Origin of the sequence: Tardiphaga robiniae (assembly GCF_013359755.1) — a bacterium.
Classification (GTDB): domain Bacteria; phylum Pseudomonadota; class Alphaproteobacteria; order Rhizobiales; family Xanthobacteraceae; genus Tardiphaga; species Tardiphaga robiniae.
This window is the reverse complement of the sequence record NZ_JABMCJ010000094.1, coordinates 652,000-665,546: the sequence shown is the minus strand read 5'-3', so window position 1 is coordinate 665,546 and position 13,547 is coordinate 652,000. Positions and strand designations below refer to the sequence as shown.

General features: G+C 57.9%; 9 protein-coding genes. All 9 read right to left on the bottom strand.

Annotated features, from left to right (window positions below; all coding sequences use genetic code 11):
• Window positions 1–44 precede the first annotated feature (44 nt).
• Entirely contained in the window at window positions 45–2,210 is a 2,166-nt protein-coding gene (locus tag HP556_RS29470; RefSeq protein WP_175369520.1) for an oligosaccharide flippase family protein, read from the bottom strand.
• Window positions 2,211–2,217: 7 nt separating this feature from the next.
• Window positions 2,218–4,173 carry an AAA family ATPase gene (locus HP556_RS29465; protein WP_175369519.1) on the bottom strand — a complete coding sequence of 652 codons (1,956 nt, stop codon included), beginning with the start codon at window positions 4,171–4,173 and terminating at the stop codon, window positions 2,218–2,220.
• 11 nt (window positions 4,174–4,184) lie between these two features.
• Window positions 4,185–6,170, bottom strand: a complete 1,986-nt coding sequence (gene asnB, locus HP556_RS29460) for an asparagine synthase (glutamine-hydrolyzing) (RefSeq protein ID WP_175369518.1) — start codon at window positions 6,168–6,170, stop codon at window positions 4,185–4,187.
• 3 nt (window positions 6,171–6,173) lie between these two features.
• The gene (locus HP556_RS29455; protein WP_093757981.1) at window positions 6,174–7,427 is read right to left on the bottom strand and encodes an O-antigen ligase family protein; all 1,254 of its coding nucleotides are present in this window, start codon (window positions 7,425–7,427) and stop codon (window positions 6,174–6,176) included.
• Window positions 7,424–8,644, bottom strand: a complete 1,221-nt coding sequence (locus HP556_RS29450; protein WP_175369517.1) for a glycosyltransferase — start codon at window positions 8,642–8,644, stop codon at window positions 7,424–7,426. Before HP556_RS29450 ends, HP556_RS29455 begins: the two co-directional genes overlap by 4 nt.
• 369 nt (window positions 8,645–9,013) lie before the next feature.
• Window positions 9,014–9,793, bottom strand: coding sequence for a helix-turn-helix transcriptional regulator (locus tag HP556_RS29445; protein WP_175369516.1), 780 nt, complete (start codon window positions 9,791–9,793; stop codon window positions 9,014–9,016).
• Between the two features lie 203 nt (window positions 9,794–9,996).
• Complete coding sequence (locus HP556_RS29440; protein ID WP_175369515.1) at window positions 9,997–11,271, bottom strand: polysaccharide biosynthesis/export family protein; 1,275 nt, start codon at window positions 11,269–11,271, stop codon at window positions 9,997–9,999.
• Window positions 11,249–12,538, bottom strand: coding sequence for a hypothetical protein (locus HP556_RS29435; protein WP_246297954.1), 1,290 nt, complete (start codon window positions 12,536–12,538; stop codon window positions 11,249–11,251). Before HP556_RS29435 ends, HP556_RS29440 begins: the two co-directional genes overlap by 23 nt.
• Complete coding sequence (locus HP556_RS29430) at window positions 12,538–13,545, bottom strand: SDR family NAD(P)-dependent oxidoreductase (protein WP_175369514.1); 1,008 nt, start codon at window positions 13,543–13,545, stop codon at window positions 12,538–12,540. The genes HP556_RS29435 and HP556_RS29430 overlap by 1 nt, the downstream gene beginning before the upstream one ends.
• Window positions 13,546–13,547: the final 2 nt, after the last annotated feature.

Here is a 13,547-nt window from a genome sequence, read left to right as displayed (position 1 = left end):
TGATAGGGCTGCACCAATTTTCCGGCCTCTATCCAGTTACCGGGCTATTCAGCGGCGGCGGGCCGACGAAACTCCACAAAGGCAAAGAGCAGGCCGGCCGTCATGTTCACGCGTTTGTAGATGTAGATCGCCATTGCCATGTTCCAGGCTACATTCGTCACGGCCGTCGCAACGGCGGCACCCATCACTCCAAAGAAAGCAATGCCGATCGCACAGGCGACAACGTTCATGATGGCTCCGATCGCTGTGATTGCGGCAGCTGCTCGCTCGTGCCCAGTCATAGTCAGAAGATTTTGCTGCGGACCAGTAGCAGCAGCAAAGATCTGTCCGACGACGAGAATTTGGGCGACCGGAGCTGTTGCAACGAATTCCTCGCCAAAAAAGCGGAGTAGCGGTACCGTCAGCAACAAAAGTGGAAGTGCCAGCACGACTGTTCCAGCCAGCGACAGGACAGTTGCTCGGGCAAACAGACTCTGAAGCGCTGCCTCATTCCGATGCGCGTGAAGCTTCGAGACGTTCGGCGAAAAGAAAGTCCCTACTGCCATCCGAGGCAGAACAAGAAAAAGAGCTAAATTCAACCCCAGTGCGAAAATGCCAGCCTCGTGGGCATCGCCGGTCCAGCCGAGGATAATCACGCCGGCGCGGCTCATGAGAACCTCAACTCCAATCAAGATCATGACAGGACAGGCGAGATGCCACCAGTCGCGAGGTGCATAAGCCGGCACCGCCGAGCGTAGTTGTGGCGGCCAAAGCTTCCGCATGCTCAGTCCGACGATGGCAGCTGTGACAGCAGAGCTTGCCATCAAAGCGATCAAAACCGTTGTCGCATCGATTGGCGTGACGTTGAGTGCCACAGCAAGTAGAAGCAGAACCACCATAAGGCCGTCCCGAACGAATCGTTCGGGCGCAATTGCCGAAATGACGCCACCCAGCGCGCGTACCGTAGCGGAACCGAGAACGTAAAGCGCGACCAATGGGACGGTCGCCATGCCAACCGCCAGACTGATAGTCAGCTCCCGATGAAGCGTCTCCGACAGGAATAGTGCGGTGGCGACTCCGCAGATCGCAATCAACATCCCAACCAACAATGATCGTCCGAATGCAAATTGAATAACTCCGCGCGCCAATGGCCACTTTCCGGTCGCGCTATAGGCCGGCACATATCGCAGCAGAACCGTGTTGAACCCGAGTCCCGCGATGTAGGAGAGAAGGGTCGTCCAAGCCAAAACGTATGAATAGATACCGTAACTCGTCGCTCCTATCGTACGGGCAATGACAAGTTGAGCCACGCACGTCAGCCCGGCGCCGCCAACATAGATGACGAATGCCCACAGGCTTGCGCTGGCCATGCGCCGAGCCAGCTCGGGTTGAGCCTGAGCTGTGAAAGTTCCGATCGTCTCGGGCGCCGGCAGGGGTGGCGTGAACTTCTCGGCATAGGGTTCAAAGCTGTTGTCCCCTGGGCCGGGTGACGAACTGACCGCTCCGTTGGGCCTGAACTTACTCGAGACCTCTTCTTCGATACGGTCGAGAGCCCTGGACATCAGGCCGGGATCAAGCGAGTTGATGCAGATCACCCGTTGATGCTCGGCCGCGAGTAATGAGCCAACGTAGTCAGTAATCGGCTTTGCCTTGAGAAAGGTAGCTACGTCAGGCTCGAACCATTTCTCCATGTAGGTTTTTTGGTGTACTCGCTCATGGAGGCGCTTTTCCAACAGCTCCTTCGGAGCATCAAACCGGATCAGCAGATCGGATTGCGTCCTCATGCCGATTGCACGAGCGATCGTCTTCTCGTCTGCTCGGCTAAACAGGGCCAAGGTGCAAACGATCTGCACAAAGCCCTGGTCGAACAAGACGATGCGATCTGACTTGTGCGAATCTCTCCACACGCAGGAAAATCGGACGACGTATTGGCTAAGCCTGATCCTCCAAACGGGATTGTTGGGTGGCATTAGTCGGAGCAGGTCTTTCGCTAGACGCAGCCCTCGGGCATTTGCGATAGGACGGCACAAGATTGCGATGGTGGCGAAGATCGCGAGAGTGACGCGCTGCAGCGCTGGAAGAAATCCACCAAAGTTCAGAAGATGATTGGATAGATGCGGCAACGTAAGTACGAGGTCGACCTCATACCCACGGTCACGCAGGCGTTGAGCGAGTGCCCGACTAAAGGTTGTTTTGCCAGCGCCTGGTGGACCGAAGGTCTCGATAATCATGCTGCCCTCAATCGCTTCTCAACCAATTGCGGGGGTTCAGTTTGGGTGATCCGGAGCGTTTCAGCTCGATTGCGTCTCCGCGCCACGTTCGCCACGTGATTGCTCTCTTCGACCGCCGGCGAAGCGCGCCCCAAATCCTCTTGAACAGCTGCTGTGCACGCTCACCGAACTGGTCCTGCTGTAGCGGCTCGACACGAGTTAAGACCGACGAGAATCTCGTGTTCTGGGCAGGGTTGAGATGTTCTGTCCGAACAAGTTGATGCAGCGCGGTCTGCGCCGCCTCACGATCGGTGCTTCCAGAGTGAATGGCGAACAAAACGTGGTCAGCCCAACTTGCCAGAAGTCTTGCTTCCGGGGCTTCCAGCAGCGAAGGTCCGTCGATGATCACGAAATCATAGGTGTCGCTCAGCTGTCGGAGCAACGAAGGAATCTTGGGGTCGGCGAGAATCCGAAGCCTATGTCCCCCAAACGATGTGGCGGGCAGGTAGTCAATTCCGGACTCATGGATATGTTCGATCGCGTCTGCAAGTGGACGGCCATACGCCAGTACACTGAGTAAGTTGGCGCTCTCGCCACCCGGTCGACGAGTGAATTGGCCAAAGTCAAGGAGTAGAGTGCGCCACCCGAGCCGGGCAGCGTAGAGACCAAGGCTCCATGAAAGTGTCGTCTTGCCTTCCCCACCGATGCTGGAGCTGACGAGGACAACACGCTGCGATCGTGGGGTTGCCGGGTCGGAGGCCAGTATGGATACCAGAATGGAGCGGATTGCTCTGGCATAGTGGCTCGCAGGCTCCTCCAAAACATAATGCGGCTGCTTGCCTGGCTCCAGTGGAATCGAAGGTATCAGTCCGGCGCATGGAATACGCAGAGCTTCAGCGGCGTCGGCTTCCGTGTGCAGGGTCCGATCGAAGTGATTCAATACGACTGCGAGAACACAAGCCAGCAGAGCGAAGATAATTGCCGCAGGAGGAATCATAAGTAGCGGGTGTAATGAGGTCGGTCGTTCTGGCGGTGTGGCCGTGGCGAGAATACTGACGTCTGATTGCGCGGTCAGACCTTTTGCGGTGAGCTCCTGCCGCCGCCGCAGAAGCGTTTCAAACTGTTGCGCCAGCGTGGTGACCTGCCACTCCAGCGCGGCGTTCCGGGAGGGTGAGAGCTGGCCAAGACGGGAGGCTTTTAGTTCCTCCTCCGCCTTTGCAAGGTCACGCTGAACTTTGGATGATTGGGTCGCAAGGGAGCTCAAAGCATACTCCACATCGCTTTGCTTCTGACGCGCGACCTCGTCGACATACGATTGTGCCACCGTATTGGCGATTTCCGCCGCTCGTTGCGGATTGGTGGCCGTAGAAGTAACGGCGATGATTCTGGAGCGCCGCTCCTGACCAACCTTCAAGCTGCGCTTTAGAGCAGCGAGAGCCGACCCGTCATCGGGCTCGTGGTTCTTGCCAAGTAGCAGCTCCTTGGTTGCTGACCATGTACGACCAAAGAGCGTGCGCAAGCTTTGCATCCACGTTCGTGACCCCTTTTCAGCACCGTGCCTCGCATCTTCGAGAGCGCGGAGCGTTGGAAGGAGTCTCCGCAGATAGGCGTCGGAAAGCAGCACCGTGACATGTGTGTCGATGGTGGATTCCTCGGCGGCCGGTGTAGGTGCTGCGGATGCGCCACCGGCATTCAAGGCATCGACGGCGCCGGACTGTCGGACGTCAACAGCAAGTTGTGCCGTCGCCAGATAAGAAGGAGACATAAGAAGGCCGGCTACTCCAGCTAGCAAGGCGCCGACGACAATCATCCTGACGACAAGCCGCTTGTACTTCCGCACACTATCCAGCACGCGATTCAAAGACTGGAGACCGTCATTTGAAGCCAGGGATTGTTCCGCCAGGCGCCGCCCAAGTTCGTCCTCTGCCATATCCGGCGAAAGAGCCTGCAGGGATCGAATACGTCTTCCTACTAACGCTTCCATAGCTCGTTCCTCTACTGTGCGGGCTCGAGGGTATCTGCCGATCGGCACGTACTCTGTTCAACCATCATTCCTAGCCATGATTGCAACATCAGGACGGCCCATAGCATTCGCGAGTGATCGCGATTGCCACTCAGATGATCCTGCCAGCAGCTCTGGACTCGTTGTACGTCCAGCAAATTCTGGCGGTTAAGGCGCGATTCGGAGAGCAGGTCTGCAGCCCATGAGCGCAGGGGGCCTTTCAACCAGGCGCCAACAGGCACGTCGAAGCCCTGCTTGGGTCGATCTATCAAGTGGCGCGGCAAGTAACGGCTGAGAACCTGCCGCAAGATCCACTTGCCCTGTCCGTCGCGCACCTTGGCCGTGTTCGGCAGTCGCCAGGAGAATTCCACGACGCGATGGTCGAGAATTGGACAGCGCGCTTCCAGGCCTGTCGCCATGCTGGCGCGATCGAGCTTCACCAGAATGTCGCCGGGGAGATAACCGATCATGTCCCGCACAATGAAGTCGGATAGAAGATCGTTCAGCGGTGGCACCTTAGCCGAATCGGTTACCTGCTCCGGGGTCAATTGCAGCTCGGAAAGCCGCATAACTTTCCGGTACATGTCGTCGGCGTCATTGCCTGCAAACAGTTGTGCAAGGCGGTTGACCCGGTCGCTTCCGATCATCCGTCGCAGGCGGCCAGGAAGAGGCAACGCGTCAGCGATGTCTTCCCGCAAACCGCGGGCGAGCAATGACACACCCATTGCCGCCGTTCGCCGAAGTGCTCGATTGGAGTTAAGGAGGGGAGCTAGACGGGCGGTTAAAAGATGCCTGGAATATCCAGCAAAACATTCGTCTCCGCCGTCACCGGAGAGGACAACAGTTACATCCCGGCGGGCGAGGCGAGATAGCAGCAGTGTCGGAATCTGCGATTCGTCGGCGAACGGCTCGTCCCAAATACGGGGCAGTTCGGGAATGACATCCATGGCCTCCGAGGGAGTGAGACGTAGCTCCGTGTGGTCCGTGCCGAGGTGACGAGCCACGGCCGCGGCACTGGCCGCTTCGTCGAAGGCGGGCTCGCCGAAACCGATAGTGAACGTACGGACGGGCCGGGTGGATTGGGATTGCATCAGGGCGACGACAGTTGAACTGTCGATGCCACCGGACAGGAACAGCCCGATTGGCACGTCGGCAACCATGCGCTCACCGACAGCCTCGCGAAGTAGGCCATCAAGATGCGACACGAGCTCGCCATCGTCCGCGGAAACGGGGTTTCTTCGGCCGTGCTTTGCGATGTCGGTCAGCGACCACCAAGTGCGCGCCTTTGCCCGAAGCGCTGCAGCATCCCGAGATGCCAGAAGTTCATCGGCGCCGAAAGATAGAATGTTGCCGGGCGGAAGTTTGAAGACATCTTTCCATATACAATGTTCATCCGATAGCCAGCCGCGAGCGAGAAATTCAGCGACCCCGCGCGGATTGATCTCCGGATGGAAATCGGGGAACGCGTCGATCGCCTTCAACTCTGAAGCAAAGACCACGGCATTTCTCGTTCTGGCGACGTATAGGGGCTTCTTTCCCATTCGATCGCGGGCCAGATGGAGCGTACGGGTCTGCCGATCCCAGAGGCCGATTGCGAACATGCCGTTGCAGCGCGCCAGGGCAGCCTCGAATCCCCATCTCTCGATCATCGCGAGCAAGACCTCGGTATCGCTGCTGCCGATGAAGTTCTGGCCGAGGCGTTGAAGCTCCTGTCGCAACGACGGATGATTGTAGATCTCACCATTGAATGTGATGACGAATCGGCCGCTCTCGGAAAGCATCGGTTGTCGCCCCGCGTCGGTGAGGTCAACGATGGAGAGCCGGCGATGCCCGAATGCAATTCCGGCGTCACGATCGCACCACGAACCGTGGGCATCGGGTCCGCGATGGTGCAAACGATTCGTCATTCGGCCGATCGCATCCAGATCGGCGGATCGGGAAGCTTTTGGCATCTGAAGAATTCCGGCGATTCCACACATGATCTAGCTTCCGATACGCGTGTGCGGCGACGGCGGGCGCGCCGATCCAAGGATCAGGCTGAGAGCAAACGCGAACCACACGATGGGATGACGCAAGATGAAATGGCTGATGCTGAAAATGGCCAGCGCAGCGAACAATGCTGCCAGGGCATCGAGCTTCGCGCGGAACATGAGCATGAACGTGCCTGCGAAGAGGCCGCAAACGGCAATCACAGCGAGCAGGCCACCTTGCGTAAATATATCCAGCAGTGTGCTATGGGCTTCGAAAGGAGTTGGAAGCGCCTTGTTATTGGCGACGTTCGGCTTCTCGAGATGCGGGCCTGGCCCCAGCCCGAGCGATCCGGTTTCCAGCCCTCGACGGAGTGCATCTTCCCAGAGTTGCAGTCGCAGGGACGCGGTGCGCTTCGTTGCCTCGCCGCCACGGTCCTTGGCCAGACTGATTGCCAGACCTTCAAACTCATCGGCGGTCGCAACGGCATACGGTGCTAATGCGAGCGCCAGAGGGACGGCGGCGGCGATGACCAGAACCGCGACCACCGACCGGAAATTTAGTCTGTGCTGTGGCGAGGTCAGCCAACTGCGCAAACGCAGCAAAGAAAAGATCGCGGTGGCAATCACCATCGCAACAAGAAATGTATCGCTTTTGGTCAGGCGCCCGACGGCGAAGGTTAGCAGGCAACTGAATGATCCCGCTATGCGGCCAAACCCTTTGGCCGATAGGGCAAGGCTGAGAGACAGCGGCGTCAAAACGGCGCAATAGAGAGCGATCTGATTGGGATTCTCCGCCCAGCCTCGAAATCGATCCCAATACCATGGATCGACCGACGGCAGGCTGATGATGGACCAGCCCGCAGCGATCTGAAGGACCAGTGCGATGTTCCAGAAAGCGAGCAGGAACCATTGGGTTTGACGTAGGGCAGCGTCGGCTTCCATCGTTGCGACGATGAGGCAGGTCAAAGCTGCCACCAACAGATACGCGAAGGTGTCGTGCAACATCGTAGGAAGGTCCAGCTCCTGGCTCAGATAGGCCACGCATGTCCCTATGCTCAGGGCGAGTGCAAGACAGGCCCAAAACGCACCGATTCGGAGCAAAGCTGTCGCGTTGTAAATCTGGCCGGTAACGATGACTCGCAATGAGACGAAGGCTAGCCACAGGACAAGACAGACCTCGCCAACACCCAGCGGAATTCCGGGAAGGCGCAGCTGTGAAGCTGTCGTAAGCACGATGCCAAAAGAAAGAAGCGCATTGGCGATCATGATGACTTCCCGCTGTGCCGGCTAACCCTTCGATCTTCATGGACGTCGCGAGACAAAGCAGCCGGATCTTCGCTTCGCCTCCCGGTGAAAATCAGCTTCCTGTAAAGATCGGCGTAGCGGTCAGCCACGACGTTCAGGTCGAACTCACGGCGCACGAGCGCGATCGAGCGCTGTCCCATGCTCTTTGCGCGGGCAGGATCCTGGAGAAGATCGAGAATGGCTGCGGCGAGCGCACGCGGGTCCCGGGGCGGCACCAAATGACCATTGCAGTTCTCCACCACAACATCGCCGCAGCCTGGCATACGCGTGGCGACAATAGGCACACCCGCCAATCCTGCTTCCAGCAGAACACGGGGGATTCCTTCCCGATACTCCGTCGGGAAGGCAAAGACATTCGCGATTCCGAGAAGCGCAGGAACGTCGGATCGCGCACCGAGAGCGATTACGTGTGGTGCGTATCGATCAATCAAAGCCTGATCCACGGCAAAAGGACCTTCGCTCTCCCTTGGACCGACAAGCAAGAAACGAACGCGGGGCCGCGCTTCGCGGACAATCGCCGCTGCATCCAGAAGCGTGGGTATGCCCTTTTGTACGGTCAGTCGGCTCACAGTCATGACGACTTCGTCGTCACCGAGTCCGAGTTCTGTACGAAGTTGTGCGGTGGACGGCGCCTGAGCCCGCGCTGTGTCGAAAGCATCGACATCGATTCCCGAACTTCCGATCAGTACAGCAGGGCTTTTGCCAAGCAGACGATAGCGGCGGAAAAAGTCGCTGTCCTCCTTGTTCTGAAATACCGTTGCCGAGGTCCAGCAGGCGGCCAACCGCTGCAGCGCTAGGTAGGCTGGCCTGAATGCAAGAGCTTTCAGCTGTGCCGAGGAGAATACCCAACCCATTCCGTTGATGGTGCGCACAATGGGAATTGCGCCTCTCACCGCAAGAGGGGCAAGCAGATTTGGTTTGGTATCGAACGTTTGAACAACGTCCGGTCGAATGCCACGCACAAGCTGTGAGAGCTGGCCGACAGCTAGGCGGTCAGCAACCCGTGCGCCGAATCTATTGAAGTCATAGCGATGATACTCGATGCCGCTATTTGAGAACGGGAGTGCAGCGCCAGTACCGGCAGCGCTCACCCGAAAGCCACGACTGCGCAAAGCTGCCAGAAATGGGATCCGCAGGGCATGATCCTCGCCTCCCACACAAAGCACATGCAACGTCATGCTAATCCTTTCGGTCGCAATCGGAATGCAGCTCAGTCGATCCGGAGAATCGGCTACAGATGAATTTCGATGTCCTCGCGTATGAGCGGACGATGTGAGCTTACGAGGCGATCACAAAGTGTCTTCATTCGTTCGAATGACGGCCGCGTCGGAAGTATTCGGCGATCCTGAAGAATTGAGACATCGACACCAAGAGGATTACTCCGAAGCGCGTTTGGCATCATGCACGCAAGCTGAAGCGTCGTGTCGTCAGATCCAGAATCAGTTCAAACGTCGGAGCAAAGCAGGCCTGTCGGCGACCCGTTTCACTTGCCGCTGTGTTTGTGCCCGGATGAACAAGGCGGCTCGCCTGGGTGCCTATCGTCAGACTCAATTACCGGGAGAAGGCAGGACGGCGACACGCCCGAGTAATGCAACCAGCTCCGCCTGCCGCCGTGTCTGTGTCTTTACGAACAGGGAGGCCAGGTGTGAGCGGATCGTCGTCCGGCTCAGCCGTCGGGCGCGAGCAATATCAAGCAAATTATGGCCGCGCGCCAATTCGACTGCAAGCTGGGTTTCCGCGGCTGTGAAGCCGAACAAACACCGGAGCGCTTGGGGCGTCGGCTCCGGATGAGCGTCGAGATCGAGCAGAATGATGGTGCTGGTTTCATCCGTCCAAACATTGACCATCTGGCTTACAAGGCTGGTGACGCCCTCCTTGAAGGAAGTCGCGAGCCATGATGTCGAGCCAACGGGAATTTGGGCTCCCGCGCGGTTCACCAGCTGCTTGACGGCGCTGTAGAGCGTTTCAGGGCTGGTGGTGAGGTTGCATTCGCGTTCCAATATCGCACGTCCGATTGCACTCACGTCAAGCACACAGCCACGCTTGAGCAGAACTTGCCCGCAGCCAATACGCGCCAAAACCGCGTGTAGGACGTCACGTTGCTCGCCAAGGTCGGGCTTCTTGCCTGGGTCAGCGTCTGGCCGGATAGCGGGAGCACGATTCGAAATGTTGAAGATGGATTCCCTGCAGGGATGAAGCGATGCAATTGCGCCGGGCAATGTGGCACTCTGGTTCAAATTCAACATGTCGTCATTCCCTTCGCCTACTACTTCAATCGAATGACAAGGATTGATCGGAGGGAAAGCATTCCAATTTCGATGAGCCATGTAAATGTTCAAGTTGGGGTAATCCGACTGCACATTTGGCTGAGGCAGTCTACTATTCGTGGGGCCTCTAGCGGTCTGAATGACATGGAGGAAATGTCGGCTGGAAAAGCGATGCGCGCCTCAGCGCGCAGTTTTGTGCAGGCGTCCGGCCAGAGGTCGTAAGCGCGGTATCCTTTGTGGGTACCCCCGCTTGTGCCAATGGCTCAGTTAGATGCGCTGGCTACTCCCGAAGGGCGCAGCGCAACTTCGACCACATCTCCCGGCTCTACATCGAAATCAACTGATGCGACGATCCTGTTCCACTGCTGGCCGACCTTTCGTGCGATCGTTACCTCTGCTCGGAGATCGCTGGTTCCGACAGGTAGTGCTCCCGCACCGCCGACAGGCTGCAATTTTTGACTCAACGCCTGCAATTTAACCCGCAAGTCCGCCATGCGAACGGTTGAATCCTTCAACTCGCGCAACAGATTGATGGTTCGCAGATTGGCGACCCGCTCGATCTGGCGCACGAAGTCGTCGCGCTGACGTTGCAGCCGCATGACTTCGACCATCGTCTGAAGACGCCTTGTCGACGACAACAGAAGAGCGCGTCGGCTTTCCGTAACACGGGGGCTTGGCAATGATCCTGCGCCAAACAACTTGGCTACCCGATCCAGCTCATCCTCATCGGCCTGAACACCCTTTTCCTCACCGTCCTGCTGCTTCCTGAGGGTTACGAGCTGAGCCTCCGATTGTTTGACTGCATCCTCCAGAAAGCTTCGTTCCTTACGATAGTCGATTTGCGCGGTCTTTAGCGACGCCGACTCGGATTGCATGATCGACTCGATGACGGAGACCGGCAAAGATACTTCGCTGGGTATCTTCTGATCGAAGCTGTCATTGCCCTGGAGTTCCGCATTGGTGCGGATCACGTGGATATACTCTTTGATGTACTCGGTCGACAAAGATTGGTAATCGCGCAACAGATCCGCCGGATCGATAGCACCGACCTGACCGCGAGAACGCAACAGGCTAAAGCCACCGGCGACTGCAACGGCTTGGCGTACAGTCATGGACGCGCGATACACCAGCTGTCCGGGCGTAAGAACGTCGCCTGTGACGTAGATCGGTCGATATTCCACGACGCTCGCGATCACGTCCCCAGGCTTGATGACGAGCGCCTGCTCTCGCCCATCCGGTGAGCGCTGACGCAGAATCCTGGACTGCAGCAGCGTCTCCATGCGAGTCTGAAGTTCCGACGGGGTCAGACCTGCAACCGGCACCGTACCGACCCCGGGAAGAGCAATGGTGCCGTCAATCTGGATCTGAGCTCTATTGCGCTGTTCAGGCGCTCCACCGACCGATACCTCGACAGTATCACCAGGCGCGAGGCTGTATTGAGCTCCAAGGCAACCGTCGCTGCCTGCCAAGACAATGATCCCTGCCCAGACGCTGATGGGGACATAGCTGAAAGTCTTACTGCGCCTGTTGCCCTTCATGACGATCTCCTTGCGCTAAGTCGTTTCCGCTGTCTCGATCAGCCCAGTCGATGCGGGAAACAAAATCAAATACCGGCCCGCCTCGTTGCCCCCAGTTGCTCGACCAGATGACTTGCGATCCATCAGGAGAAGGTGAGCCATGCGTTTCGCTCCAATAGTCATACGGAGCATTGCGCGTATGCGCGATACGTCGAAACTCGCCACTGCCATCGATTTTAAGTGCGATAACTTCCTGAGCGAACGGTGCCACTTTCTTGCCGCCGGCGGGAGCGAGCGCGGCGCCGGCATAACTCATGAAGACCCAGCCGGGACGGCGTATCGCTCGCATCGATGCATGCTGAGCTTCTCCATAGGGAGCGAGCGCCGTGACCTGTCCGTCTTGGAGTCTCCGTTTGATGACCTGATACTTGTCGGGCGCCGACTTACTGATGCCGACATAAACTTCATCACCGCCGGCATCGACGGTCATGTCGCCGTGGCCGGGCCGGTGATGCTCTGTCCAGCTCTGCAGGAGATCACCCTCAATGCTGAAGACAAATGCTTGATCTGTGAAGTCAATGAGAGACTGCTGGCAGAATATGTACTTGCCCAGCGGCGAGATTCCGCAATAGCTGTTTTTGCCGGGAATTCGCGCCAGCTCAATATCAGGAAATTTCCGGCGATCCGAAAGATCCATCGCAAATGCGACAAGCGTGCCCTGCCGGCCGATGGCGCGCACCACGATACGGTTACCGTCCCATGAGGGATTTCCCTTGTAAGGGCCGAATTGAAGCTCCCGATATACTTCCGTCTCAAGAATTACATCTTCGGCGTTGCTTCGCGGCGCCCATCGCGAAATGCGACGCCCGGCGACACAAATCATGAGCTCTGGATCTTGCGGATGCCATTCGCATTCACCCCCGCGCTGTCGCCGGAACAGTGGAGCATAGGTGTGCCCATCAAGAAAGCACAGGCCATTGCATCCGTTGACAATCAAAAGCAGGCTCTGGTCGGCGTTCCACGCCTGCGCACTCGAATAGCGATGGGTGCAATAGGAACGCTTGCAAACCATGCCGTTTCCCATCGGACTTTCAGGCGTGGTCACACGAACCAAGGTCGTACCGAGGGACGCATCGACGACTGGCGCGAGATAGCCAGGCAAATCCATGGCGGGCGCCGGGAGGAACTGGGCGTTTGCGAGCGATTCGGTTGAGGCGGGTCTTGAGGAAGCGAGCAAGACAAGGGCGCCACAGCACAGGAGAGCTCGGGCATAACTTAGCCGGGCCATCATGTGATGAAATCCTTTTGCCGCCGGACTTGCTTTCCCGAAAGGCGATGACGCCACCAGTCAACTGTCCGCTCCAACCCTTCCCGCAGCGTGACCTGCGGTGACCATCCCGTTGCATGGACGAAGCGGGTGCAATCAGCGAGCAACGCTCGCACTTCCGAATTTGTCGGTCGCAGACGCTTCTCATCCTGAAGCACAGGCTTGTCGCTGGAAGTAAGGTCGACGATGACATCAATCAGGTCGCGGATCATGATCGCCCGCTGACTACCTGCGTTATATGGCTGGCCGTATTCGATGCCCTCGGCCAGTCCGGCAGCCATGAACGCGGCTGCCGTATCTGCAACGAATGTAAGGTCACGTACGGTTGTTGCATCCCCGATCATGATCGCGGGGCAGGAAGGATCTAACGCCTGCCGTATGATGGCAGCGATGATCGCTCTTTCGCTCTGTCGTGGCCCAAACGTATTGAATGGCCTGAGGATGACGACTGGTACGCCGAACGACTTCGCAAAAGCCCCTGCCATCATGTCCGCAGCTATTTTGGAAGCCGAATACGGCGATTGTCCTTGCAGCGGATGAGTTTCATCGATCGGCATTGTTATGGCTGTGCCGTAGACTTCGCTGGTCGACGTGTGAATGACCCGCTCGGTGCCGCACTGCCGCGCGGCCTCGAGCACATTCAAGGTGCCGAGCACGTTTGTTTCGACATACGATTGCGCAGCGACGTAGGAATAGGGGATCGCGATCAGTGCGGCGAGATGAAAGACGATTTCGTGGCCGGGTACGAGACGACCGACGAAAGCCGCATCGCGGATGTCGCCGCGAACCAGGTTGACTTTCTTTCGGGTCGAATCCGGGAGGTCGTCCAGCCAACCATGGCTATCGAAGGAATTGTACTGGGCAAGAGCTGTAACGTTGGCCCCTGCCGAAACAAGCGCTTCGGTCAGGTGCGAGCCAATGAAACCGTCGGCTCCCGTGACGAGAATTCTGGCACCAAGGTAATTCATGG